This is a genomic window from Chitinophaga rhizosphaerae (genome assembly GCF_003958645.1).
GTDB classification, from domain to species: domain Bacteria; phylum Bacteroidota; class Bacteroidia; order Chitinophagales; family Chitinophagaceae; genus Chitinophaga; species Chitinophaga rhizosphaerae.
This window is the reverse complement of the sequence record NZ_RXLO01000007.1, coordinates 1-21,803: the sequence shown is the minus strand read 5'-3', so window position 1 is coordinate 21,803 and position 21,803 is coordinate 1. Positions and strand designations below refer to the sequence as shown.

The window sequence follows — 21,803 nt, the reverse complement described above, 5'->3', positions numbered from 1 at the left end:
GATTTATGTTTTTAAGGTATGTTATACGGATATAGCCATCCCGGGTTACGGGATGGCTATAACGTTATTACTTGCTGTACAATTCCACGATCAGCTGCTCCTTAATGTTTTCGGGAACAGATTCTCTTTCGGGGTAAGCGATGAAAGTACCTCTCAGTTCTTTCTCGTTGAAGTCTACCCAGTTGTACTTGGGGTTCTTGCCACGAACCTGGCTGGTAACCGCGGTGTTGCCTGCGGATTTAGCCTCGAGGCCTACGATGTCTCCGGGTTTCAGCTGGTAGGAAGGAACGTTTACCACCACGCCGTTAACGGTAACGTGTTTGTGGGAAACGAGCTGACGGGCAGCCGGGCGGGAAGGAGCGATACCCATGCGGAACACGGTGTTATCCAGACGTGCTTCCAGCAGTTTGATCAATACTTCACCAGTAACGCCTTTACGACGGTTAGCTTCTTCGAAGAGGTTACGGAACTGTTTCTCCAGTACGCCGTAAGTGTACTTCGCTTTTTGTTTCTCTCTCAGCTGGAGCGCGTACTCGCCCAGTTGCTTACGCTTGCGTTGTGCGCCGTGCTGACCGGGAGGGTTGCTGTTCTTGCCTAAATACTTGCCATTACCTAAAATGGGCTCTCCAAAAATCCTGGAGATCTTGGTCTTTGGTCCTGTGTACCTTGCCATGTTCTGTGTTGCAGATTTTTAGTTATGATGCACGCTCATTTAAAAATCTTAAAATCCGATCGTGCACCCACTGGTGAATAATAAATGTAATAAAATATTAACTACGAATACGAATTAACCGGTACAAAAGTTCAATTGCACCGGATAATTCGTATCGGAATATCTCGAGACTATACCCTTCTCTTTTTCGGAGGACGGCAACCGTTGTGCGGCAGCGGAGTCACGTCTTTGATGAGGGTTACCTCGATACCGGAATTCGCGATGGCGCGGATTGCGCTTTCACGGCCGGCGCCGGGTCCCTTCACAAATACGTCAGCTCTTTTCAGGCCAGCGTCGATTGCAGTTTTGGCGGCATCGCTAGCAGCCAGCTGAGCAGCATAAGGAGTGTTCTTTTTAGAACCCTTGAAGCCCATCTTACCAGCAGACGACCAGGAGATAACCTGACCCTGCTTGTTGGTGATGCTCACGATGATGTTGTTGAAACTTGCAGAGATATGAACATCTCCGAAGTTATCCACTTTTACTACCCTCTTTTTAGCGGCAGCTTTAGTATTTGATGCTTTTGCCATAATACGTTAAAATTCCTACTATGAAACTCCAAATCCGCTTGTCTATAAAAACCCCTTATGCCGCCGCCTCCCGGATTTGGACGGAGGACCAGCAGACCAGGGAATTTATCACTATTTCTTCGGTGCCTTCTTTTTACCTGCAACCGTCTTACGCTTACCTTTACGGGTACGGCTGTTGGTACGGGTACGCTGGCCTCTAACCGGCAGACCTTTACGGTGACGCAGACCACGGTAGCAGGCGATATCCAGCAAACGCTTGATGTTCATCTGAACCTCGGAACGCAGTTGACCTTCAACTTTCAGCTCGGCGTTGATAATGTTACGAATCGCAGCTTGCTCATCGTCATTCCAATCCTTCACTTTCTTGTTCAGGTCAATTTCAGCTTTGTTCAGGATATATACTGAAGTAGAGTGACCGATTCCGAAGATGTAGGTCAGTCCAATTTCACCCCTTTTGTTCTTAGGAAGATCAATACCGGCTATACGTGCCATATTAATTGTTTAGTTTATTATTCTTTATAATGAGTAACAGATGCGATTATCCCTGACGTTGCTTAAAACGGGGATTCTTTTTGTTGATCACCAGCAATTTACCCTTGCGGCGAACGATCTTGCAGTCTGCACTTCTTTTCTTGATGGAAGCTCTTACTTTCATGAGTCAATAGTTATAAATCTACTAGTGTATTTTATTATTTATACCTGAAAATTATACGACCCCTGCTCAAATCATAAGGGCTCATCTCAACCCCAACCTTGTCGCCCGGCAGGATGCGAATATAGTGCATCCGCATTTTCCCAGAAATGGTCGCCAAAATCTCATGCCCGTTTTCCAGTTTCACCCGGAACATCGCATTTGATAAGGCTTCGAGAATAATACCATCCTGTTTAATCAGTGCCTGTTTCGCCATAAAAATTTTTAGGAATGCAAAGATACCATAAAAGTTTCTGAAAGAGAAAAATTTAGGGCAAATAATATTTTTAAATATCCGGATTGTGGATAAAGCCCCCCCTCCTGTTGTGAATAATTCTGTAACTATCTACAAAACAAGATGATATGTATATAGGAATACTTATTGACATGGAGCATTTTATTGCACCACCGCCGCCGACAACACCGGGTTTTGCTGCTCAGCCGCCTCGATTTCCACAAAAGTGGACAGCATGTCGGCCTTCCCCTTCTGCACCGAAACCGTATGTTCGTAGTGGACCGACACCTTCCGGTCTCTCGTCACAACCGTCCATCCATCTTCCAGGTACTCCACGTCCCGGGTACCCAGATTCACCATCGGCTCGATCGCGATCACCAATCCATCCTTCAGCACCGCACCACTGCCCCGGCGGCCATAATTCGGCACCTGGGGGTCTTCATGAAGGTTACGGCCCAATCCGTGGCCTACCAGCTCCCGCACTACGCCATATCCCCGCTCCTTCTCCAGGTAATCCTGGATAGCATAGGCAATATCGCCCACCCGGTTGCCCACAACGGCCTTTTCGATGCCCTTGTTGAGCGCCACCTTCGTTGCGGCCATCAGCTTCCGTACGTGCGCCGGAACCTCCCCTATCGCGAAGGTATAGGCGCTGTCGCCATGGAATCCGTTCTTGAACACCCCAACGTCTACCGAAACGAGGTCGCCCTCCTTGATCACATATGCATTGGGAATGCCATGCACAACCGCTTCGTTCACGGAAATGCAGCAGGTATTGGGAAACCCTTTATAATTTTTGAAGGAGGGCACCGCACCATGATCCCGGATGAATTGCTCCGCGATGGCGTCGACGTCCAGCGTGCTCATGCCGGGCTTCAGCCGGCGGGCCACCTCAGCGAGGGTGGCGCTTACCAGCTGGGCGCTTTCACGCATCAGCTCAATTTCTTCTTTTGTCTTATAATGAATCATAACTTACAAAATTAACTAAAAATGCCGAGACGGCATTGCCGTAAACAAAACAGCCATCCTGCTCATTAGTTCAGGATGGCTGCCAATATATTTGCCGGGTTATGCGTTGGCGGGTGAGGTTCTGCCCTTGATGCGGCCGGAGCTCATGAGACCGTCGTAGTGACGCATGAGCAGCTGGCTTTCGATCTGTTGCAGGGTATCGAGGATTACACCTACCATGATCAGCAGCGAGGTACCACCGAAGAAGGTGGCAAACTGGCTATTCACGTTGAGTGCGGCCGCGATACCGGGAAGTACGCCTACGAGCGCCAGGAACATCGAGCCCGGGAGGGTGATTCGGTCCATAACGGCGCCGATGTAGTCGGCAGTAGCTTTACCGGGTTTCACACCGGGGATGAACCCGTTGTTGCGTTTCATTTCATCCGCCATTTGGGTGGGGTTGAAAATGAGTGCGGTGTAGAAGAACGTGAAGACGATCACCAGTACAGCATAGATCACATTGTACCAGGGGTTGGTGTGATCGCTGAAGATACGGATGAAGCCGGACGCGCCTTCGCTCTGGGTGGCAAAACCGATCGCCGTGGCGGGGATGAACATGATAGCCTGGGCGAAGATGATGGGCATAACGCCTGCAGCATTCACTTTGAGGGGAATGAACTGGCGAACGCCACCGTATTGTTTATTGCCTACGATCCTCTTGGCGTAATTCACCGGGATTTTGCGTGTTCCCTGTACCAGCAGGATGAGCCCGATGGTGATAACGATGAACATGGCAATTTCCACGAGGAAGATGAGCAGACCGCCGCCGGCGCCCGTTGTTTTCAGGGAGAATTCCTGCAGGAGGGATTCGGGGAGGCGGGCGAGGATGCCCATCATGATGATGATGGAGGTACCGTTACCAATGCCCTTATCCGTGATTTTTTCACCCAGCCACATAACGAACAGCGTTCCGGCGGTCAGCACCACGGTGGTGGAGAGCCAGAACATGAAGCCGCCGTATGCGGGAATGAGCGCCGCACCGGATTGCGTTCTGAGGTACGCAACGTAGGCACTGGCCTGGAAAGCCGTCACGATTACAGTGAGCAGGCGGGTGTATTGGTTGATCTTCTTCCGGCCGCTGTCACCTTCTTTCTGTAATTTCTGGAAATAGGGAACGGCGATCGTGAGGAGCTGAATGGCGATAGACGCCGAGATATAGGGCATGATACCGAGGGCGAAGATGGATGCGCGGGAGAAGGACCCACCGGCAAACATGTTGAACAGCCCCAGGATACCTTGCTGGGAAGTCTCGGAGAATTTGGCCAGCTCGTTGGGATCGAGACCGGGAAGGGTGATATAGGAACCAACACGGTATACCAGTACCAGGAGCAACGTTGTGAGGATGCGTTTACGCAGGTCCTCGATACTCCAGATGTTCTTTATGGTTTCGATAAATTTCTTCACAGGAAGATAAGAGTTTAATAACGCGTGTAAAATTCGAAAAGACGCACTACTCCGTAGGCGCCTTCTCTATCGTAATTTCTTAAACCAGTTCCACAGAACCACCAGCTGCTTCGATGGCTGCTTTCGCTTTCTCGCTGATCGCGTTCACTTTCAGCGTTACTTTGCTCTTCAGTTCACCGTGGCCCAGCACTTTCACCTGGTCGGTTTTGCTGATGAGGCCGTTCATGTAGAGGTTCTCGAGGCTGAATTCCTGGATACCGTATTTTTCAACGATAGTGTCCAGCTGACCAATGTTGAAGACTTTGTAGTCTACACGGCTGATCGGATGGAAACCACGTTTGGGCAGACGGCGCTGGATCGGCATCTGGCCACCTTCGTGACCACGTTTGCTGGAGTAGCCGGTGTTGGATTGGGCACCTTTGTTACCTTTCGTAGAGGTACCACCTTTACCGGAGGCCTCACCGCGACCCAGGCGTTTTTCTTTATGTACTGCGCCTTGTGCAGGACGGAGTTGATGTAAGCTCATTTGTGTAATTGTTTTACTTGCGCGGAAATCAACCGCTCGCTTTTACAATGATAATTCAAAAAAACAGAAAGCCAAATGTAAAAATGAAAATTTTACATTATGCATTCACTTGTTCCACTTTCACCAGGTGGTGTACGGTGCGAACCATGCCCAGGATCTGGGGAGTAGCTTCCACCTCAACGGAATTGTTCATCTTTTTCAGACCGAGCGCCTTCAGCGTCAGCTTCTGACGTTCAGGACGGTCGATTCCGCTCTTTACCTGGGTGATCTTGATCTTTGCCATTTTACTTTGATATATTTCCAATGAAAAATTCCGGTAACTGAAGCCTAGCCGCAGCACCGGGATTATATCGGCCCGGTGATTATCCGTTGAAGACTTTCTTCAGGGACACGTTGCGGGTTTTGGCTACCTGAATGGGTTCACGCAGCAGTCCCAGCGCCTTGAAAGTAGCTTTCACCACGTTGTGGGGGTTTGCGGAGCCGAGGGATTTGGCGAGTACGTCGGTGATACCGGCGCTTTCCAGAACGGCGCGCATGGAACCTCCGGCGATTACACCGGTACCGTGAGCAGCGGGTTTGATAAGCACTTTGGCAGCGCCTTCCTTAGCCAGCTGGTCGTGAGGAATAGTACCGTGGTGAACGGGGATCTTGATCAGGTTCTTCTTCGCGTCGTCGATACCTTTGGTGATCGCTTCCTGCACTTCCTTGGCTTTACCCAGACCGTGACCTACCACGCCGTTTTCGTTACCCACTACCACCAGCGCGGAGAAGGAGAAAGTACGACCGCCCTTGGTGGTCTTGGTAACCCTGTTGATAGCTACAACCTTCTCTTTCAGTTCCAGATCGCCGGCTTTTACTTTATTGAATGAATTCTTTGCCATTTTTATTTAATAAGAATTACGATATCAGTTTGATTAGAATTGCAGACCGCCTTCGCGCGCGCCATCGGCAGTTGCCTTTACGCGGCCATGGTAGAGATAACCGGAACGATCGAACACGCAGGACGTGATACCCAGTGCGGTCGCTTTAGCGGCCAGGGCAGCGCCTACCTGCTTCGACTTTTCGGTTTTGTTGCCAGTCACACCTGCCAGCGCTTTATCGCGGGAAGATGCAGATGCCAGGGTAGTGCCGGTCGTATCGTCGATCAACTGGAGATAGATCTCCGAGTTGCTCCGGAATACGGACAGTCTGGGCTTCTGTGCAGTTCCGCTGATCTTCTTACGGATACGAAAGCGGATATTCTGTCTTCTGTTTGCTTTTGTAATCATTACTTTAAGTATTTGATCTCCCGATGCTGCCGGGATTTTATTGGTAAAGTAAACATCGGGCACTGCAGCCCAATGTTTACTTTAATGTTTTAAAATGGTCCTGTCCCCACTCCTTACAGCCTTACGCCGCGCAGTGAAGGGACCGGAAATTATTTACCGGCGGATTTACCAGCTTTCTTACGTACCACTTCGTCGCTGTAACGCACACCTTTACCTTTGTACGGCTCGGGTTTGCGGAGGCTGCGGATCTTAGCGGCAACCTGGCCCAGGAGCTGGTTGTCGATACCTTCCAGCTGGATCAGCGGGTTTTTACCTTTTTCGGTAACGGTGTTCACCTTCAGTTCCTTCGGAATTTCGAAGATGATGTTGTGGGAGTAACCCAGGGACAGGTCGAGCAGCTGACCGGAGTGAGCGGCTTTATAACCTACACCTACCAGTTCCAGTTGTTTCTTGAAACCGTCGGTTACGCCGGTCACCATGTTGGCGAGGAGAGCGCGGTACAGACCATGCAGGGCGCGGTGACGGATCTGGTCGGTCGGACGGGTAACCAGCAGTTCTCCGTCTTTCGTTTCCACTTTGATATCGCGATCGATCGCTTGTTTCAGTTCGCCTTTGGGACCTTTAACGGTCACCTCGTTAGTAGCGTTAACGGTAACCGTTACGCCGCTGGCCAATTTAATCGGGCTTCTGCCTATACGTGACATGATGTGTCAGTTTATTTGTTGTGAACCGGCATTCCGGGTTCAGCCCGTATAGAAGGCTTAATAATCGAAAATGCCGTTAATCCCGCCCTGGTAAAGGACGGGATCAAAATATGATTAATATACGTAGCAAACTACTTCGCCACCTACGTTTTGCGCTTTGGCTTCCTTGTCGGTCATAACACCTTTGGAAGTGGAGATGATCGCTACACCCAGACCGTTCTTGATTCTCTTGAAATCTTCAGGTTTGGAGTATTGACGCAGACCGGGACGGGAAATCCTTTGCAGATCGGTGATAGCCGGAACCTTGGTCTGGGGATCGTATTTCAAAGCGATCTTGATGATGCCCTGCTTGTTGTCTTCCTCGAACTTGTACTTCAGGATGTAACCTTTGTCGTACAGGATCTCGGTAATGCGTTTCTTCAGTTTGGAAGCTGGAATTTCCACGATCCGGTGATTTGCCATCTGGGCATTGCGGACGCGTGTCAGAAAATCTGCTATTGGATCAGTAACCATTGTTAGTTAAAGTTGTAAATGTGTACAATGCGATATCCAATCGATATAGATAGGAATCAAAAAAACTTGTCGGGCCTACCGGTAAATATTACCAGGAAGCTTTTCTTACGCCAGGGATTTTGCCTGCCAGTGCCATATCGCGGAACATGTTACGGCAAATGCCGAACTGACGCATGTAACCTTTCGGACGACCGGTCAGCTGGCAACGGTTGTGCAGGCGAACGGGAGAAGCGTTTTTAGGCAGTTTGTCGAGCGCTGCGTAATCACCTTCAGCTTTCAGCTGGGCGCGTTTTTCAGCGAACTTAGCCACCATGGCTTCTCTCTTTCTTTGTCTGGCTTTTACGGATTCTTTTGCCATGTGTTATTATTGTTGATCTTTTTTGATGTTCTTGAACGGCATACCCATTTCTTTCAGGAGCTCGTAAGCTTCTTCGTTGGTTTGGGCGGTAGTAACGAACGTGATGTCCATACCGGTGATTTTGGTCACTTTGTCGATGTCGATCTCCGGGAAGATGATCTGCTCGGTAATACCCATGGTGTAGTTGCCACGGCCATCGAAAGCTTTCTCGCTCACACCCTTGAAGTCGCGTACGCGGGGGAGGGAAACAGCGATCAGGCGATCGAGGAATTCGTACATGTTCACGCCGCGCAGGGTTACACGCGCACCGATGGGCATGTGCTTACGCAGTTTGAAGTTGGAGATGTCTTTCTTGGACAGGGTAGCGATGGCCTTCTGCCCTGCGATGCGGGTCATTTCATCTACCGCAACATCTACCAGTTTCTTGTCACCCACAGCACCGTTGATACCCTGGTTCAGGCAAATCTTGGTCAGGCGGGGAACCTGCATCACGCTTTTATAGTTGAATTTCTTTTGCAGGTTAGCTACCACTTCATTGCGGTATTTGGTCTGCAGTCTGGGTTGATATGATGTGTTTGCCATTATTTGATTACCTCCCCTGATTTTTTAGCGATACGAACTACTTTACCATTTTCTCTCTGGCGGTTTACGCGCGTAGCTTTACCAGCCTTAGCATCCCACAACATTACGTTGGAAAGGGAAATGGGAGCCTCCTGCTTAACGATACCACCTTTGGTATTCTGGGCAGTCGGTTTCGTGTGCTTGGTGATGATGTTCACGCCTTCTACCAGCACTTTGGGATTGGTGGCATCAACGATGACTTCCAACACCTTGCGCGCTTTGGTACGGTCCTTGTCCTCACCGGAAATTACCACAACCAGGTCGCCTTTCTTAATGTTGAATTTAGGCTTAAATCTAGTTTTCATCTGTTTGTTTGTTTATACGCCAAGCAAAACTAGGGTCTCGCTTGATTAAAATATATGTCGTTTTATAAAACGGGCTGCAAAGATATGCAAAGATTTCGGATACTGAATCCAGTTATTCACATAAAGCGCGCCACTATATATAACCCACTTATGCCCAACAACTTTGATCCTGTATCCGAAATCCTATATCGACTCCTTAAAGCACTTCAGGTGCCAGGGAGATGATCTTCATGTATCCTTTATCGCGAAGCTCACGGGCAACCGGACCGAATATACGGGTACCGCGCGGCTCGTCAGAGTTATTCAGCAATACTACGGCGTTGTCGTCGAAGCGGATGTAAGAACCGTCGCGGCGACGGAGTTTCTTCTTCGTTCTTACAATAACAGCTTTGGTAACGGTACCTTTTTTCATACCGCCACCGGGGATGGCGTCCTTCACAGTCACCACAATCTTGTCGCCCACACCTGCGTAGTCCTGGCCGGAGTTGCCGAGTACGCGGATGCAGAGCACTTCTTTGGCGCCACTGTTATCTGCTACGTTCAGCCTTGATTCTTGTTGTATCATCGTAATGCGTTTGTAATTGTTTTAGCAGCGGCTGCAGGGCCTATAATGGTTACCGGCAGCTTGAAACAAATAATATATTATTTTACTTTTTCGATCACTTCCACCATGCGCCAGCATTTGTTCTTGGACATCGGGCGGGTTTCCATGATACGAACAGTGTCACCAATGCTGCACTCGTTTTTATCGTCGTGCGCCATGAATTTGGTGGTTTTCTTTACGAACTTACCGTAGATCGGGTGTTTTACCTTACGTTCAACGTTCACGGTAATGGTTTTATCCATTTTGTTGCTGGATACAACCCCGATCCTGGTTTTTCTTAATTTTCTTTCGGTCGTCATTGTTGAAAGTTTATTTACTTCCTTACCGCCTTCCGGCGGAAATGGTGAATGCTAATGTTTAGAATCCCAGTTGTCTTCTACGCAGTTCAGTTTGAATGCGGGCGAGCTCTCTTCTCATGAAGCGGATCTGCATGGGATTTTCGATCGGCGTTACCGCGTGGCTGAACGTGATCTTTTTCAGGCGCAGGGCTTCTTCAGACAGTTTGTCTTTCAAATCCTGATCGCTCAGGCCTTTAAGATCCAGTTTTGCTTTAGGCATCGTTATTTATTTTGTTTCTGGTTATCAGGTTTAATTATACTCGGTGGAGACCGCTCCTATTACGCAACGTAGTCGCGACGGATAACGAATTTCACCTTGATCGGAAGCTTCTGTGCTGCCAGTTCCATCGCTTCTTTGGCTACCTGTAAGGGTACACCGTCAGCTTCGAACAGGATGCGACCGGGCTTCACTACGGCAGCCCAATGGTCGGGCGCACCTTTACCTTTACCCATCCTCACTTCCAGCGGTTTTGCCGTGATCGGCTTATCGGGGAAAATACGGATCCACACGTTACCTTCACGTTTCATGTGACGGGTCAAAGCCACACGGGCAGCTTCGATCTGACGGTCAGTGATCCATTTAGGTTCCAATGCTTTAAGGCCGAATGAACCGAAAGAAAGCAGCGCACCGCGTTTCGCGTTCCCTTTGATGCGGCCTTTTTGCATCTTCCTGTGTTTCGTTCTCTTGGGCTGTAACATCGTTTATGTTGTTAAAAAGTTGTTGTTAATGAAATATCCAAAGTTCAGCTTACTTGCGAGGGCCACGGTCACCACCTCTTCTTTCGCCGCCACGACCACCACGGTCGCCACGATCACCGCCACGGCCGCCGCGATCACCACCACGGTCACCGCCCGGACGTCCGCCTTCAGCCTTGTCGGAGATGGCGTTCGGGTTGAGGTCGCGCTTACCCAGCACTTCACCTTTACAAATCCAAACTTTGATACCGATCTTACCGTAAACGGTCAGCGCGAAGAGGGAAGCGTAGTCGATGTCCATGCGGTAAGTATGCAGGGGAACGCGGCCTTGCTTCATTTCTTCGGAACGTGCGATTTCAGCACCACCGAGGCGGCCGCCTACTTTCACCTTGATACCTTCTGCACCCATGCGCAGTGCGGTAGCAATCGCCATTTTGATGGCACGTTTATAGTTGATACGGCTTTCGATCTGTTTGGCGATAGTTTCAGCTACGATAGTGGCGTCGATCTCGGGGCGACGGATCTCCAGGATGTTGATCTGTACGTCTTCCTTACCGGTCAGCTTTTTCAGCTCTTCCTTGATGCGATCCACTTCGTTACCGCCTTTACCTATGATGATACCAGGTTTGGAGGTATGAATGGTAATGATAAGCTTACCCAGGGTGCGCTCGATCACTACGCGGGAAATACCACCCTTGTTGATACGTGCGTTGAGGTAAGTTCTGATCTTGTTATCTTCGATCAGTTTAACAGCATAATCTTTTTTGCTGCCATACCAATTAGAGTCCCATCCTCTGATGATACCTAACCTGTTACCAATAGGATTTGTTTTCTGACCCATGTTCTGGTTTTATTTGTCTATGAGTTTAAATATATTTTTCCTACAGTTTGCTTAACCTTGTTGAACCGGACGGCTATCAACAGCCAGTGTTACGTGGTTGCTGCGTTTGCGGATACGGTACCCTCTTCCCTGGGGAGCGGGACGCATTCTTTTCAGCATACGGCCGCCGTCAACGAAGATCGTTTTAACGTACAGGTTAGCATCTTCCACCCGTGCTCCTTCATTCTTCACTTTCCAGTTTGCCACAGCGGAGAGCAACAGTTTCTCCAGCGGAGTGCTCGGGTGTTTGGGATGGAATTTCAAAATATTCAAAGCTTTCTCTACATCCAGGCCGCGGATCAGGTCTGCAAGCAAACGCATTTTGCGGGTGGAGGTAGGATTATTGTTCAGCTTAGCTACTGCTTCCATTGTTATTTGTTTCTGAGTGATGTTAAGTTTCTTGTTTCAGCGTCCGGTCCTGTCTGTTTCCTTCGTCCTTTCGAGAATCTCCTTTAGCCGGAACCGAAAACGGGAAACCTTAAAACCGATGACTACATTTTCTTGTTAGCGTGCCCTTTGAAGTTGCGGGTAGGGGCGAATTCGCCCAGTTTATGACCTACCATGAACTCAGTTACGTAAACCGGGATGAACTTGTTACCGTTGTGAACGGCAAAAGTGTGGCCCACGAAGTCAGGCGTAATCGTAGAACGGCGGCTCCAGGTTTTGATCACCGTGCGTTTGGTGCCTTCGTTCTGCTTGAGAACCTTGTTTTCTAATTTAATGTCTACGTAAGGACCTTTTTTAATGGAACGACCCATGTTGTTAGTTTATTTACCATCCCCGTTCCGCTATTACGCGGAACGGGAACGCGTTAGACGTTATTAAAGTTTTTTACCGTTTTTGCGGCTGATGATCAGCTTGTCGGAGCTCTTATGCGGCTTCCTCGTTTTCAGACCTTTGGCGTATTTACCAGTTCTGGAACGGGGGTGACCACCGGAGGACTTACCTTCACCACCACCCATCGGGTGATCTACGGGGTTCATCGCTACACCACGGTTGCGGGGTTTGATACCTCTCCAACGGTTGGCACCAGCCTTACCGATGGATTGCAGACCGTGATCGGAGTTCGAAACGGTACCCACGGTAGCCATGCAGGTGTTCAGGACCTTGCGCAGCTCGCCGGAGGGCATTTTCAATACGGCGTATTTTTCTTCCTTGTTGCTCAGCTGGGCGTACGCACCTGCGGAACGCGCGATGGCTCCGCCTTTACCGGGCTGCAGTTCGATGTTGTGAACCACGGTACCCAGGGGCATATTTTTCAGCGGCAGTGCGTTCCCTACTTCAGGAGCGGATTCAGCGCCGCTTACTACGGTAGCGCCAACCTGCAGGCCCTGGGGAGCGATGATGTAACGTTTTTCGCCATCTGCATAGCTCAGCAGCGCGATGAACGCGGTACGGTTCGGATCGTACTCGATAGTTTTTACAGTTGCGGGAATACCGGTCTTGTCGCGTTTGAAGTCAACAACACGGTATTGTTTCTTGTGCCCGCCGCCGATATAACGCATGGATCTGCGGCCTTGTGCGTTTCTACCGCCGGTTCTTTTTGCCGGAGCCAGGAGGCTCTTTTCAGGCGTGTCGGAGGTCAGCTCTGCGTATGCATTACCAATTTTCCAACGGGTACCGGCTGTAATCGGTTTGTATTTTTTCAGTGCCATTTCTACTTAATTCTAAGATTTAATAGACTATTGTTTAATTGATCTGTATATACATCCAGGTTAACGGCTTACGCCGCTAACGGCACTGGTATATTATATGTTAGCATACAGATCGATGGATTCTCCTTCTGCCAGCGTGATTACCGCTTTCTTGTAGGAAGGCTTGCGGCCGGAGATAAAACCGGCTTTGGTAAAACGGGTTTTGTTTTTGCCCGGCATTACCATGGTGTTCACTTCTGCTACCGTCACACCGTAAAAATCTTCCACAGCTTTCTTGATCTCCAGTTTGTTGGCTTTCTTGTCAACAATGAAGTAGAAGCGGTTGAACTTTTCGGTTGCTTTGTTCACCTTCTCAGTGATCACCGGTTTAATTAAAACATCAGACAGTTTCATCTGTTAGTTATTTTATAGTTCGCCGGACTGAAACCGGCCTTGTTGATTGAATTGATTAAGCTTCTACTACAGTCTCGTCTTCAGCGAAGATTTTGGCTGCGCTCTCCGTCAACACCAGGAAGTTGGAGTTCATGATTTCGTAAGTGTTCACGTCGCTCAGCACGGTGGAATCCACGGTGGGGATGTTGCGCAGTGACAGGTATACGTTATCGTTGTACTCGGGCAGCACCACGAGGGTCTTCTTGCCGTCAACGTTGATGTTCAGGTTGGAGAGAATGCTCTTGAACTGCTTGGTTTTGGGAGCGTCCAGCTGCAGGTCTTCCACGATAATGATGGAGCCGGCTTTAGCTTTGGTGGACAGGGCGGAGATTTTCGCCAGATCCTTCACCTTGCGGTTCAGTTTGATGTCGTAGCCGTGGGGCTTGGGACCGAAGATGGTACCACCACCTTTATACAGCGGGTTACGGATGTTACCTTTACGGGAACCGCCGGTACCTTTTTGTTTGTGCAGCTTGCGGGAAGCACCTTTCACCTCGGCACGGGTTTTTACCTTGTGGGTACCCTGACGCTGAGCGGCGAGGTATTGTTTAACCGCGAGGTAAATCACGTGATTGTTCGGCTCCACGCCAAAGATCTCCTCAGGGAGTTCGATGGTACGGCCGGTTTTCTTACCTTCTATATTTAAAATATCGAGTTGCATGTTACTTCTGGATTAAAACGATTGAACCATTGTGGCCGGGAACGGAACCACTTACCAGGATATAATTTTTCTCAGGGAAAATCTTAACGATTTTCAGACCTTTCACTTTCACGCGTTCAGCACCCATCTGACCTGCCATGCGCATGCCCTTGAATACACGGGAAGGATAGGAAGAACCACCTACGGAACCCGGAGCACGCTGACGGTCGTGCTGACCGTGGGTCTTTTCACCCACACCGGAGAACCCGTGACGTTTAACAACGCCCTGGAAACCTTTACCTTTGGAAGTACCTACAACGTCAATTTTCTCACCTTCAGCGAAAATATCGCAGGTGAGCGTCTCTCCGAGGGCTTTAGCCACGGCAGCATCCGGATTGCGGAACTCGGTAACGTAACGTTTAGGGGAGGTTTGTGCTTTCGCGAAGTGATTTTGTTCAGCTTTGGGAGTGTTTTTGGCTTTCTTTTCGCCAAATGCAACCTGAACAGCGTTGTACCCATCAGTTTCCTGGGATTTCACCTGGGTAACCACGCAGGGACCGGCTTCGATGATGGTAACGGCGGTCTGTTTGCCGTTGGCCTCGAAGATGCTGGTCATGCCAATCTTTTTACCAATAATACCTTTCATTTGTTATATAATTTAGCCCAGCGCCTGAGGGATCTCTAGCTATCCTCAGGATGAGCGGTTTAAATGCTATTGGGCGGCTACCCGGAAGGCGTAGCCTGTATTTAATGCTGTCGTCATAAAATACCTCAGGCGGGCGTAATGCCCACCCTTGCTGAGGTCCCTTCTATTCCTACGCTTTGATCTCCACTTCAACACCAGACGGCAGATCGAGCTTGCTCAGCGCATCTACGGTTCTGGAAGAAGATGTGTAAATATCCAACAGGCGCTTGTGAGTGCACAGTTGGAATTGCTCACGCGCCTTTTTGTTCACGTGCGGAGAACGCAGCACCGTAAAGATTTTCTTCTCGGTCGGTAAAGGAATTGGACCTGTTACCACGGCGCCCGTATTGCGAACGGTTTTAACGATCTTCTCGGCAGATTTATCTACCAGGTTGTGATCGTAGGACTTCAGCTTGATTCTAATTCTCTGAGACATATGCAATGAACTTCTTCTATTATTACCCCTCAATTTGGGAGGGCAAAGGTAATCAAGTTTTTTATCCCCACAAATAATTTTTCAGGATATTTTCCCCCAATCATTGACTTTTTCGACGCCATTCCCTAGTTTTAGTCGGCCGGCTCCTTTTGCCCCGCCTCCCGCCATCCAAATAATACGCTTATACCCAATCCATTACACCCGTCAATTCTACTTTCATATGCACCTCCGCCTCCTCATACCTTTTTTTCTCATCCCCCTCCCTATTTTCGCACAATCCCAACTCCCCAACCCCTCTTTCGACCGCGAAAAAGAACTCGACGCCCTCCAGGCCGATGAACTCCCCCAGTTCCCCGGAGGCCCCGAAAAAATGGGAAAATGGATCAACTATAACCTGAAAATTCCCTATATCCCCCTCCGGAATGACACCACCGTCACCGTCAACGTCCATTTCACCGTACAACCCGACGGCAAGCTCACCGACATCACCATCCGGCAACCCGGGTTCCGGAGCCTCGACAAGGCCGTCATAGACGCCTTCACAGTTATGCCCGTATGGAAACCCGGCTACCTCGGCGAACGTGCCGTTCCCATCCGGTTTTCCCTCCCCCTCGCTCTCCATCTCGGCAACACCCTCCGCAAACCGTACGACGTTCCCACACCGGAAGTAACCACCATGCCGCAATACAACGGCGGCGGCAAAGCCCTCGCCTATTTCATCCGGAAAAATCTCAAATACCCCGAAGAAGCCCGCGCCGCAGGAATGGAAGGCGTCATCACCGTAGAATTCACCGTATTGTATAATGGTGTAGTAGCCAATGCATTCACAGCCGGGAACGCGATCGGGTACGGACTGGAAGAGGAAGCGATCCGCATCGTGGAGAAAATGCCCCGCTGGAAGCCCGCCGTTCTCGACGGCAAGCCCACCACCGCAAAACATAAGATCCTCATCCGGTTCGAGCTCCCGAAATAAGACTGGTAAAACAGCAAAAGGGCCAGCAGCAGGACTTCTGCCGCCGGCCCCTTGCAATGAGGCTCGATTATATCGACTTTCAGGGGGGTGTATTCCGCTTACTTCGCCATTTTCGTTTCCCGGATGGTTTGGCGTGCCTTGGCGCTGGGCAGGTAAATCTGGAATCCCAGGTTCAGCCCCACGCTATGCGCCGTCACCGAACTGCCGAAACCTACTGTCAGATTGTATTTCAGCAAGGCCTCCAGCGCGATGTTGGGGGTGATGAAATACGCCAGGCCAGGCCCGAACCCAAGGCCAAGACCGTTGGTGTTCGTACTCGCCACATTGCTCGCCTTGGTATTTACCCCGTTAAAGCCTGCGTTGGCTTCCAGGAACCAGCGGGTTTTATTCAATAATTCAATCCGTTTGTCTTTAATGTAGTAACGCCCGAACGCCCCGATGCCGTAGTTGAAACGGGTAGATCCGTTGCCGGTCAACAAACCGAGGTTCACTTCCGGACCGATCGCGATATCGTCTTTAATGAACCATCCTGCCTTGGGCGTCAGATTCAGGCTGAACGTGCTCCCTCCGTCCTGGAATGTGCCGCCGATGTTGGCGAGGTTGGCGCCCACAAGGATATTTCCTTTCTGTGTTTGCGCATTTGCATTGATACTGAGGAACATGCCGGCGAGGGCAACTGCCAGGTAGCCAATTTTCTTCATATGGGATGTGTTTTAATGAAATGCTTGCTTGCCTATATGGTTTCGCGGTGGGGATAAACAGGATATGGTTGATTATGAATACAATAAACATAAACTTAACATCCCGATTAAGAAAAGGTTGAAATGTGTCGGGATTTTTTTTGACTGGCAGACAATTTGCAGCCGTTTCTCCAGTTCTTCTTAAAATACCAGGTCTATGAAAACATCCTTTCCGGCCTTGCTGCTGTTGCTTTTACTCACCGCTTCGGGTGGATGCGGCAAAAAGAGTACCCCCAACCCGGCAGGCCCGCCAGAAGACCCGGACTGGCCGGCCGACAAAGTCCGTGTGGTCGTATCCTCCGGCATCGGGCGCCCCTGGGAAATTCTCTGGGGACCTGATAATTTCATCTGGATGACCGAGCGTGGCGGGCGCATTTGCCGCGTGAACCCCAAAACTGGACAGGTGTTCCCGCTCCTGACCCTGCCCGATATCGTTGCCAATGGCGAAGGTGGGCTCCTGGGCATGGCGCTCCATCCCGATTTCAGCAATTCTCCCTTCGTTTACCTGTCGTATAATTACGGATCGCCCTATCGCGAAAAAGTAGTGCGATACGAATATGGCAACAACACCCTTTCGTCTCCCCTCACCCTGCTTGATAATATCCCTGCAGCCGGCATCCACAACGGTTCCCGGCTCGGGTTCGGGCCAGACGGCATGCTGTACGTGACCACCGGCGACGCCGCCAACGGAAGCGCCGCGCAAAACACAGCCTCCCTCAGCGGCAAGGTGCTTCGCCTGCGGCCCGACGGATCGATCCCTGCCGACAACCCGGTACCGAACAGCCCGTTGTGGAGCCTGGGGCACCGCAATCCGCAAGGCCTGGTGTTCGTCGGCACAACGCTGTACACCTCCGAACATGGCGCCAATACGGAAGATGAGGTCAATATCATCGAAAAAAACCGGAATTACGGGTGGCCCGATGTTCAGGGCCCCTGCAACGGCGGCGAGCTGGATTTCTGCAACGCCAACAACGTCAAACCACCGATCTGGTCTACCGGCAACAGCACTTACGCCGTCTGCGGCATGGATTTCTACAACCACGACCGCATCCCCGCATGGAAAAATTCCCTGCTGCTCGTCAGCCTGAAAAACGCGACGCTTTACCAGCTGAAACTCTCGTCCAACAGGCAAAGCGTCGCATCAACAACAAACTGGTTCGCCAACCGGTATGGCCGGCTCCGCGACATTTGCGTGTCGCCGAACGGGCGGGTTTACATCTGTACCGATGCCGATCCGGGCCGCATCATCGAGATCAGCGATCCCGGTTAGGGAGCGGGCATGGTACCGGCGGGAAGGTCGCCCTCGCTGAGCCGGCGCCAGGCACAGCCGTGGAGGATGAGCGCGAGGTGAGTACGGTCCATCGACACACAGATCCAGCCCATGTAGGGAACATTGTCACGGGTAAATTGGAAGCCGATATATTTTCGGTTGGCGCTCAGCCAATCGCCCGTCCAGACGGTATCATTGGGCCTGGCGGCGGGGATGTGGGCTTCCACGAGGTAGGATTCCATGCCTTTCCAATCGCGGGGGTGCGGCGCGATGGATTTAATGACTTCGTGCTGTTGCAGGCAAATCGTTGAATCGACTTTTACCAACAACTTTGTGCTATTGATCCCGGCGGCGAAGAATTTGCCGGTTGTGCCGGTGGCGTCTCCGGTGACACCGAGGGCGAGATAGACGTTGTGGGTACCGTCGAGGTCGATGTCGAGGTGATAGGATTGGAGGTTTCTCACCTGAACATCGCCAAGGGTGCGGTACTTGATGGAATTGGACGGGACGGGGTCGCAGTTCTTCTTTTTCGAGCAGGCAAAAAGCATGGTAAGGACCACAAAAGCTGCGGCCAGCAGGGGTTTTGAATGCATAATCGGTGGTTTGAAGGGGTTTAATTTAAGTAGCTTGTTGAGCGAACAACAGTCTGGATATTAGACGGGGGACGGGCGTGTTATGTTACAGTCGCGTCTTAACCGGCGATTTGGCCGGCTCAGGCGGGTAAAAAGAGGGATGAAACGGGCAAGGTGCGTACGGTTACACTACGGACGAAAAAAGCCCCCCGGAATACCGGAGGGCTCTTTTTCTTATTCTATCTATCAACTTGTGGCTGATTAGGCGTTCACTTTACCTTTTACCTTTGCGATCACCTCTTCGGCGATGTTGTTCGGTGCGGGGTTGTAGTGAGAGAACTCCATGATGGAAGTTGCGCGGCCGGAAGACAGGGAGCGGAGTTGGGTTACATAACCGAACATTTCGCTCAGGGGCACTTTCGCCTTGATAACCTGTGCACCATTGCGGGATTCCATACCTTCCAGCATACCACGACGGCGGTTGAGGTCACCGGTTACGTCGCCCATGTACTGGTCGGGGGTGGTAACTTCCACTTTCATGATGGGTTCGAGCAGGACCGGTTTCGCTTTACGGCCGGCTTCACGGAAGGCGGATTTGGCGCAAAGCTCGAAGGACATTGCGTCGGAGTCCACTGCGTGGAAGGAACCGTCGAACAGGCGAACTTTCAGGGAAGTCAGCGGGAAGTTAGCGAGAACGCCATTGTTCATGGACTGCTCGAAACCTTTCTGAATTGCCGGAATGAACTCTTTCGGAACGGAACCACCGAAGATATCGTTGATGAACTGGAAGGACTTACCGTCATTTTCTTTCAGCCATTCTGCGTCTGCGGGTCCGATTTCCACCTGGATGTCGGCGAATTTACCACGACCACCGGTTTGTTTCTTGTACACTTCGCGGTGTTCAACCTTGTTGGTGAACGCTTCTTTGTAAGCTACCTGGGGAGCGCCCTGGTTAACTTCCACTTTGAATTCGCGGCGCATACGGTCAACGATGATCTCCAGGTGGAGCTCACCCATACCGCTCAATACGGTTTGGCCGGTTTCTTCGTCGGTTTTAGCTTTCAGCGTGGGATCTTCTTCCACGAGTTTAGCGATGGCCATACCCATTTTATCAACGTCTGCCTGCGTTTTAGGCTCGATGGCGATGTGGATTACGGGCTCGGGGAAAGACATCGATTCGAGAACGATCGGATGGTTTTCCGCGCAGAGGGTATCACCGGTTTTGATATCTTTAAAACCTACGGCAGCTCCGATATCGCCGGCTTCGATGAAGTCGATCGGGTTCTGCTTGTTGGCGTGCATCTGCATGATACGGCTGATACGCTCGTTTTTGCCGGTGCGGGTGTTCAGCACATAAGAACCTGCGTCCAGATGGCCGGAATATACCCGGAAGAATGCCAGGCGGCCTACGAACGGATCGGTAGCGATCTTGAACGCGAGGGCTGCGAAGGGTTCTTTGGCGGAGGGTGCGCGCTTGATTTCTTCACCATTGTCGGGGTCGGTACCGGTTACGGCTTCAACGTCCATGGGAGAAGGGAGGTAGCGGCAAACGCCGTCGAGCATTTTCTGTACGCCTTTGTTTTTGAAGGAAGAACCGCACATCATGGGGATGATAGCCATGTCGATAGTGGCTTTGCGGATCGCTTCATGGATTTCGGCTTCGGAGATGGAGTTAGGATCTTCGAAGAATTTTTCCATGAGGGTATCGTCGTATTCAGCAACAGCTTCTACGAGTTTAGCTCTCCATTCTTCGGCTTCCTCCTTCATATCTGCCGGGATTTCGATTTCCTGGTAGGTGGCGCCTTTACCGGCTTCGTCCCAGATGATGCCTTTCATGGTGATCAGGTCAACCACGCCTTTGAAGTTATCTTCAGCGCCGATGGGCAGGGTCAGGGGAACGGGGTTTGCACCGAGCATTTCCTTCACCTGTTTAACCACGTTCAGGAAGTCTGCACCGGAGCGGTCCATTTTGTTAACGAAACCGATACGGGGTACGCGGTATTTGTTTGCCTGGCGCCAAACCGTTTCGGATTGGGGCTCAACACCGGATACGGCGCAGAACAGGGCAACCAGACCGTCGAGTACGCGCAGGGAGCGTTCTACTTCCACGGTGAAGTCCACGTGGCCCGGGGTATCGATGATATTAAATTTATACTGTTTGGTATCCGGCAGGTTCTGGCCCTGGTTGGTAGGGAAGTTCCAGAAACAGGTAGTAGCAGCAGATGTAATGGTAATACCTCTCTCCTGCTCCTGGGCCATCCAGTCCATGGTAGCGGCTCCTTCGTGAACCTCACCGATTTTGTGAGTCTTACCTGTGTAATACAGGATACGCTCTGTGGTAGTGGTCTTACCGGCATCGATGTGCGCCGCAATACCAAAGTTTCTTTGAAATCTTAAGTCTGCCATAAAAGTAAAATGACTATAAGTAATGCAATTTGGGGGGCAAAGGTAATCTTTTTCTATCAATAAATAAAGCGGTCTGATTTTGTCAAATTGTTAAAAACGTCCTTCCCGTTCAATCCTGCCGCTTATCCCGCCAAAACCGCCAAAAATGAAACGGATTCCGCTAATCCGTTCACCGGGACAATTTTTTTCTAGTTTTACGTCGTCGAAAGCTGAAGAGCCCCCATTGTCCTCTAAAAATGAACCGTTTATACAGTAACCGTTTCCCCGTGCCCCAAAGCCGTGGAGATTGCAGCATGGCATCACAGACCGCAAACTGAAGGGCCCCGTCAACCAGATCGCTCTATGCTTCGTTACCGGTATTTCCTGTAACCATTTTACCGCGATTTCCAGAACCATCACATAACCATTGTTTTATGAAGCATATTTCTACCAAGCACCTATTATTGGCCATGTTCCTGGCCATATCGTGGCTGCCGGCCCGTTCGCAGCTGGTACTGGTCAGACAGGTGGCCGCCTCTTCCGGAGGGTCCGGCATTATCGGCGGTATTCAGTTCGATTACACCATCGGTGAAGCCGTCGTTACCCCACTGGCCGCAGGGCC

34 protein-coding genes are annotated in these 21,803 nt (G+C 50.6%); 3 read left to right on the top strand and 31 right to left on the bottom strand.

Annotated features, from left to right (window positions below):
• Window positions 1-67: 67 nt before the first annotated feature.
• The 28 genes from rpsD to rpsJ all read right to left on the bottom strand — a co-directional run bounded on the left by rpsD (window position 68) and on the right by rpsJ (window position 15,241).
• On the bottom strand, window positions 68-673 hold the full coding sequence (rpsD, locus tag EJ361_RS16710; protein ID WP_126246790.1) for a 30S ribosomal protein S4: 606 nt from the start codon (window positions 671-673) through the stop codon (window positions 68-70).
• A gap of 170 nt (window positions 674-843) precedes the next feature.
• Complete coding sequence (gene rpsK, locus EJ361_RS16705) at window positions 844-1,242, bottom strand: 30S ribosomal protein S11 (RefSeq protein ID WP_126246789.1); 399 nt, start codon at window positions 1,240-1,242, stop codon at window positions 844-846.
• 111 nt (window positions 1,243-1,353) lie between these two features.
• Window positions 1,354-1,734 carry a 30S ribosomal protein S13 gene (gene rpsM, locus EJ361_RS16700; RefSeq protein ID WP_126246788.1) on the bottom strand — a complete coding sequence of 127 codons (381 nt, stop codon included), beginning with the start codon at window positions 1,732-1,734 and terminating at the stop codon, window positions 1,354-1,356.
• 46 nt (window positions 1,735-1,780) lie between these two features.
• Window positions 1,781-1,897, bottom strand: coding sequence for a 50S ribosomal protein L36 (rpmJ, locus tag EJ361_RS16695; protein ID WP_072360626.1), 117 nt, complete (start codon window positions 1,895-1,897; stop codon window positions 1,781-1,783).
• A gap of 34 nt (window positions 1,898-1,931) precedes the next feature.
• Complete coding sequence (gene infA / locus EJ361_RS16690) at window positions 1,932-2,150, bottom strand: translation initiation factor IF-1 (protein WP_012789309.1); 219 nt, start codon at window positions 2,148-2,150, stop codon at window positions 1,932-1,934.
• A 180-nt stretch (window positions 2,151-2,330) separates the two neighbouring features.
• Complete coding sequence (gene map, locus EJ361_RS16685) at window positions 2,331-3,137, bottom strand: type I methionyl aminopeptidase (RefSeq protein WP_126246787.1); 807 nt, start codon at window positions 3,135-3,137, stop codon at window positions 2,331-2,333.
• A 99-nt stretch (window positions 3,138-3,236) separates the two neighbouring features.
• Window positions 3,237-4,580, bottom strand: coding sequence for a preprotein translocase subunit SecY (secY, locus tag EJ361_RS16680; protein WP_126246786.1), 1,344 nt, complete (start codon window positions 4,578-4,580; stop codon window positions 3,237-3,239).
• A gap of 79 nt (window positions 4,581-4,659) precedes the next feature.
• Entirely contained in the window at window positions 4,660-5,106 is a 447-nt protein-coding gene (rplO, locus tag EJ361_RS16675) for a 50S ribosomal protein L15 (protein ID WP_126246785.1), read from the bottom strand.
• 97 nt (window positions 5,107-5,203) lie between these two features.
• Entirely contained in the window at window positions 5,204-5,389 is a 186-nt protein-coding gene (gene rpmD, locus EJ361_RS16670) for a 50S ribosomal protein L30 (protein ID WP_126246784.1), read from the bottom strand.
• Window positions 5,390-5,468: 79 nt separating this feature from the next.
• Window positions 5,469-5,987: a 30S ribosomal protein S5 gene (gene rpsE / locus EJ361_RS16665; protein ID WP_126246783.1), complete on the bottom strand. Its 519-nt coding sequence runs from the start codon at window positions 5,985-5,987 to the stop codon at window positions 5,469-5,471.
• A gap of 33 nt (window positions 5,988-6,020) precedes the next feature.
• Complete coding sequence (gene rplR, locus EJ361_RS16660; protein ID WP_126246782.1) at window positions 6,021-6,374, bottom strand: 50S ribosomal protein L18; 354 nt, start codon at window positions 6,372-6,374, stop codon at window positions 6,021-6,023.
• Between the two features lie 149 nt (window positions 6,375-6,523).
• Window positions 6,524-7,078, bottom strand: a complete 555-nt coding sequence (gene rplF, locus EJ361_RS16655) for a 50S ribosomal protein L6 (RefSeq protein WP_126246781.1) — start codon at window positions 7,076-7,078, stop codon at window positions 6,524-6,526.
• 114 nt (window positions 7,079-7,192) lie between these two features.
• Complete coding sequence (gene rpsH, locus EJ361_RS16650) at window positions 7,193-7,591, bottom strand: 30S ribosomal protein S8 (protein WP_126246780.1); 399 nt, start codon at window positions 7,589-7,591, stop codon at window positions 7,193-7,195.
• Between the two features lie 88 nt (window positions 7,592-7,679).
• Window positions 7,680-7,949 carry a 30S ribosomal protein S14 gene (gene rpsN / locus EJ361_RS16645; protein ID WP_126246779.1) on the bottom strand — a complete coding sequence of 90 codons (270 nt, stop codon included), beginning with the start codon at window positions 7,947-7,949 and terminating at the stop codon, window positions 7,680-7,682.
• 6 nt (window positions 7,950-7,955) lie between these two features.
• Window positions 7,956-8,531: a 50S ribosomal protein L5 gene (gene rplE / locus EJ361_RS16640; RefSeq protein ID WP_126246778.1), complete on the bottom strand. Its 576-nt coding sequence runs from the start codon at window positions 8,529-8,531 to the stop codon at window positions 7,956-7,958.
• Complete coding sequence (rplX, locus tag EJ361_RS16635) at window positions 8,531-8,875, bottom strand: 50S ribosomal protein L24 (protein WP_126246777.1); 345 nt, start codon at window positions 8,873-8,875, stop codon at window positions 8,531-8,533. The genes rplE and rplX overlap by 1 nt, the downstream gene beginning before the upstream one ends.
• 196 nt (window positions 8,876-9,071) lie before the next feature.
• Window positions 9,072-9,440 (bottom strand): 50S ribosomal protein L14, encoded by a 369-nt coding sequence (gene rplN, locus EJ361_RS16630; RefSeq protein ID WP_109698268.1) that lies wholly within the window; start codon window positions 9,438-9,440, stop codon window positions 9,072-9,074.
• Window positions 9,441-9,517: 77 nt separating this feature from the next.
• A complete protein-coding gene (gene rpsQ, locus EJ361_RS16625; RefSeq protein ID WP_109698267.1) occupies window positions 9,518-9,778 on the bottom strand; it encodes a 30S ribosomal protein S17 in 261 nt (86 codons plus the stop codon).
• A gap of 58 nt (window positions 9,779-9,836) precedes the next feature.
• Window positions 9,837-10,037 carry a 50S ribosomal protein L29 gene (rpmC, locus tag EJ361_RS16620; RefSeq protein ID WP_126246776.1) on the bottom strand — a complete coding sequence of 67 codons (201 nt, stop codon included), beginning with the start codon at window positions 10,035-10,037 and terminating at the stop codon, window positions 9,837-9,839.
• A 59-nt stretch (window positions 10,038-10,096) separates the two neighbouring features.
• A complete protein-coding gene (gene rplP, locus EJ361_RS16615) occupies window positions 10,097-10,516 on the bottom strand; it encodes a 50S ribosomal protein L16 (protein WP_126246775.1) in 420 nt (139 codons plus the stop codon).
• 49 nt (window positions 10,517-10,565) lie between these two features.
• Entirely contained in the window at window positions 10,566-11,354 is a 789-nt protein-coding gene (gene rpsC, locus EJ361_RS16610) for a 30S ribosomal protein S3 (RefSeq protein ID WP_126246774.1), read from the bottom strand.
• Between the two features lie 51 nt (window positions 11,355-11,405).
• Complete coding sequence (gene rplV / locus EJ361_RS16605) at window positions 11,406-11,762, bottom strand: 50S ribosomal protein L22 (protein ID WP_126246773.1); 357 nt, start codon at window positions 11,760-11,762, stop codon at window positions 11,406-11,408.
• Window positions 11,763-11,884: 122 nt separating this feature from the next.
• Window positions 11,885-12,151, bottom strand: coding sequence for a 30S ribosomal protein S19 (gene rpsS / locus EJ361_RS16600; protein ID WP_126246772.1), 267 nt, complete (start codon window positions 12,149-12,151; stop codon window positions 11,885-11,887).
• A 63-nt stretch (window positions 12,152-12,214) separates the two neighbouring features.
• Window positions 12,215-13,048, bottom strand: coding sequence for a 50S ribosomal protein L2 (rplB, locus tag EJ361_RS16595; RefSeq protein ID WP_126246771.1), 834 nt, complete (start codon window positions 13,046-13,048; stop codon window positions 12,215-12,217).
• Between the two features lie 93 nt (window positions 13,049-13,141).
• The gene (gene rplW / locus EJ361_RS16590; RefSeq protein WP_126246770.1) at window positions 13,142-13,441 is read right to left on the bottom strand and encodes a 50S ribosomal protein L23; all 300 of its coding nucleotides are present in this window, start codon (window positions 13,439-13,441) and stop codon (window positions 13,142-13,144) included.
• A 55-nt stretch (window positions 13,442-13,496) separates the two neighbouring features.
• Entirely contained in the window at window positions 13,497-14,141 is a 645-nt protein-coding gene (gene rplD / locus EJ361_RS16585; RefSeq protein ID WP_126246769.1) for a 50S ribosomal protein L4, read from the bottom strand.
• A 1-nt stretch (window position 14,142) separates the two neighbouring features.
• Window positions 14,143-14,766 carry a 50S ribosomal protein L3 gene (rplC, locus tag EJ361_RS16580; protein ID WP_126246768.1) on the bottom strand — a complete coding sequence of 208 codons (624 nt, stop codon included), beginning with the start codon at window positions 14,764-14,766 and terminating at the stop codon, window positions 14,143-14,145.
• A gap of 169 nt (window positions 14,767-14,935) precedes the next feature.
• On the bottom strand, window positions 14,936-15,241 hold the full coding sequence (gene rpsJ / locus EJ361_RS16575; RefSeq protein ID WP_012789286.1) for a 30S ribosomal protein S10: 306 nt from the start codon (window positions 15,239-15,241) through the stop codon (window positions 14,936-14,938).
• A 220-nt stretch (window positions 15,242-15,461) separates the two neighbouring features.
• Here rpsJ and EJ361_RS16570 point away from each other — a divergent pair, with 220 nt between their 5' ends.
• Window positions 15,462-16,214 (top strand): energy transducer TonB, encoded by a 753-nt coding sequence (locus EJ361_RS16570; protein WP_126246767.1) that lies wholly within the window; start codon window positions 15,462-15,464, stop codon window positions 16,212-16,214.
• Window positions 16,215-16,312: 98 nt separating this feature from the next.
• Here EJ361_RS16570 and EJ361_RS16565 read toward each other — a convergent pair whose 3' ends face one another.
• On the bottom strand, window positions 16,313-16,915 hold the full coding sequence (locus EJ361_RS16565) for an outer membrane beta-barrel protein (RefSeq protein ID WP_126246766.1): 603 nt from the start codon (window positions 16,913-16,915) through the stop codon (window positions 16,313-16,315).
• Window positions 16,916-17,111: 196 nt separating this feature from the next.
• On the opposite strand from EJ361_RS16565, the gene EJ361_RS16560 reads away from it, so the two are divergent.
• Complete coding sequence (locus EJ361_RS16560) at window positions 17,112-18,224, top strand: PQQ-dependent sugar dehydrogenase (protein ID WP_126246765.1); 1,113 nt, start codon at window positions 17,112-17,114, stop codon at window positions 18,222-18,224.
• On the opposite strand, the gene EJ361_RS16555 is transcribed toward EJ361_RS16560, so the two are convergent.
• Window positions 18,221-18,817 (bottom strand): hypothetical protein, encoded by a 597-nt coding sequence (locus tag EJ361_RS16555; protein ID WP_126246764.1) that lies wholly within the window; start codon window positions 18,815-18,817, stop codon window positions 18,221-18,223. The genes EJ361_RS16560 and EJ361_RS16555 overlap by 4 nt on opposite strands.
• A 240-nt stretch (window positions 18,818-19,057) precedes the next feature.
• The gene (gene fusA, locus EJ361_RS16550; protein ID WP_126246763.1) at window positions 19,058-21,202 is read right to left on the bottom strand and encodes an elongation factor G; all 2,145 of its coding nucleotides are present in this window, start codon (window positions 21,200-21,202) and stop codon (window positions 19,058-19,060) included.
• Between the two features lie 413 nt (window positions 21,203-21,615).
• On the opposite strand from fusA, the gene EJ361_RS16545 reads away from it, so the two are divergent.
• Window positions 21,616-21,803 (top strand): hypothetical protein (locus EJ361_RS16545; RefSeq protein WP_164714295.1); only part of this gene is annotated, 188 nt, incomplete at its 3' end.

Coding starts and splice junctions, on each gene's coding strand:
- rpsD (WP_126246790.1), bottom strand. CDS start 673: ATGGCAAGGTACACAGGACCAAAGACCAAGATCTCCAGGATTTTTGGA.
- rpsK (WP_126246789.1), bottom strand. CDS start 1,242: ATGGCAAAAGCATCAAATACTAAAGCTGCCGCTAAAAAGAGGGTAGTA.
- rpsM (WP_126246788.1), bottom strand. CDS start 1,734: ATGGCACGTATAGCCGGTATTGATCTTCCTAAGAACAAAAGGGGTGAA.
- rpmJ (WP_072360626.1), bottom strand. CDS start 1,897: ATGAAAGTAAGAGCTTCCATCAAGAAAAGAAGTGCAGACTGCAAGATC.
- infA (WP_012789309.1), bottom strand. CDS start 2,150: ATGGCGAAACAGGCACTGATTAAACAGGATGGTATTATTCTCGAAGCC.
- map (WP_126246787.1), bottom strand. CDS start 3,137: ATGATTCATTATAAGACAAAAGAAGAAATTGAGCTGATGCGTGAAAGC.
- rplO (WP_126246785.1), bottom strand. CDS start 5,106: ATGAGCTTACATCAACTCCGTCCTGCACAAGGCGCAGTACATAAAGAA.
- rpmD (WP_126246784.1), bottom strand. CDS start 5,389: ATGGCAAAGATCAAGATCACCCAGGTAAAGAGCGGAATCGACCGTCCT.
- rpsE (WP_126246783.1), bottom strand. CDS start 5,987: ATGGCAAAGAATTCATTCAATAAAGTAAAAGCCGGCGATCTGGAACTG.
- rplR (WP_126246782.1), bottom strand. CDS start 6,374: ATGATTACAAAAGCAAACAGAAGACAGAATATCCGCTTTCGTATCCGT.
- rplF (WP_126246781.1), bottom strand. CDS start 7,078: ATGTCACGTATAGGCAGAAGCCCGATTAAATTGGCCAGCGGCGTAACG.
- rpsH (WP_126246780.1), bottom strand. CDS start 7,591: ATGGTTACTGATCCAATAGCAGATTTTCTGACACGCGTCCGCAATGCC.
- rpsN (WP_126246779.1), bottom strand. CDS start 7,949: ATGGCAAAAGAATCCGTAAAAGCCAGACAAAGAAAGAGAGAAGCCATG.
- rplE (WP_126246778.1), bottom strand. CDS start 8,531: ATGGCAAACACATCATATCAACCCAGACTGCAGACCAAATACCGCAAT.
- rplX (WP_126246777.1), bottom strand. CDS start 8,875: ATGAAAACTAGATTTAAGCCTAAATTCAACATTAAGAAAGGCGACCTG.
- rplN (WP_109698268.1), bottom strand. CDS start 9,440: ATGATACAACAAGAATCAAGGCTGAACGTAGCAGATAACAGTGGCGCC.
- rpsQ (WP_109698267.1), bottom strand. CDS start 9,778: ATGACGACCGAAAGAAAATTAAGAAAAACCAGGATCGGGGTTGTATCC.
- rpmC (WP_126246776.1), bottom strand. CDS start 10,037: ATGCCTAAAGCAAAACTGGATCTTAAAGGCCTGAGCGATCAGGATTTG.
- rplP (WP_126246775.1), bottom strand. CDS start 10,516: ATGTTACAGCCCAAGAGAACGAAACACAGGAAGATGCAAAAAGGCCGC.
- rpsC (WP_126246774.1), bottom strand. CDS start 11,354: ATGGGTCAGAAAACAAATCCTATTGGTAACAGGTTAGGTATCATCAGA.
- rplV (WP_126246773.1), bottom strand. CDS start 11,762: ATGGAAGCAGTAGCTAAGCTGAACAATAATCCTACCTCCACCCGCAAA.
- rpsS (WP_126246772.1), bottom strand. CDS start 12,151: ATGGGTCGTTCCATTAAAAAAGGTCCTTACGTAGACATTAAATTAGAA.
- rplB (WP_126246771.1), bottom strand. CDS start 13,048: ATGGCACTGAAAAAATACAAACCGATTACAGCCGGTACCCGTTGGAAA.
- rplW (WP_126246770.1), bottom strand. CDS start 13,441: ATGAAACTGTCTGATGTTTTAATTAAACCGGTGATCACTGAGAAGGTG.
- rplD (WP_126246769.1), bottom strand. CDS start 14,141: ATGCAACTCGATATTTTAAATATAGAAGGTAAGAAAACCGGCCGTACC.
- rplC (WP_126246768.1), bottom strand. CDS start 14,766: ATGAAAGGTATTATTGGTAAAAAGATTGGCATGACCAGCATCTTCGAG.
- rpsJ (WP_012789286.1), bottom strand. CDS start 15,241: ATGTCTCAGAGAATTAGAATCAAGCTGAAGTCCTACGATCACAACCTG.
- EJ361_RS16570 (WP_126246767.1), top strand. CDS start 15,462: ATGCACCTCCGCCTCCTCATACCTTTTTTTCTCATCCCCCTCCCTATT.
- EJ361_RS16565 (WP_126246766.1), bottom strand. CDS start 16,915: ATGAAGAAAATTGGCTACCTGGCAGTTGCCCTCGCCGGCATGTTCCTC.
- EJ361_RS16560 (WP_126246765.1), top strand. CDS start 17,112: ATGAAAACATCCTTTCCGGCCTTGCTGCTGTTGCTTTTACTCACCGCT.
- EJ361_RS16555 (WP_126246764.1), bottom strand. CDS start 18,817: ATGCATTCAAAACCCCTGCTGGCCGCAGCTTTTGTGGTCCTTACCATG.
- fusA (WP_126246763.1), bottom strand. CDS start 21,202: ATGGCAGACTTAAGATTTCAAAGAAACTTTGGTATTGCGGCGCACATC.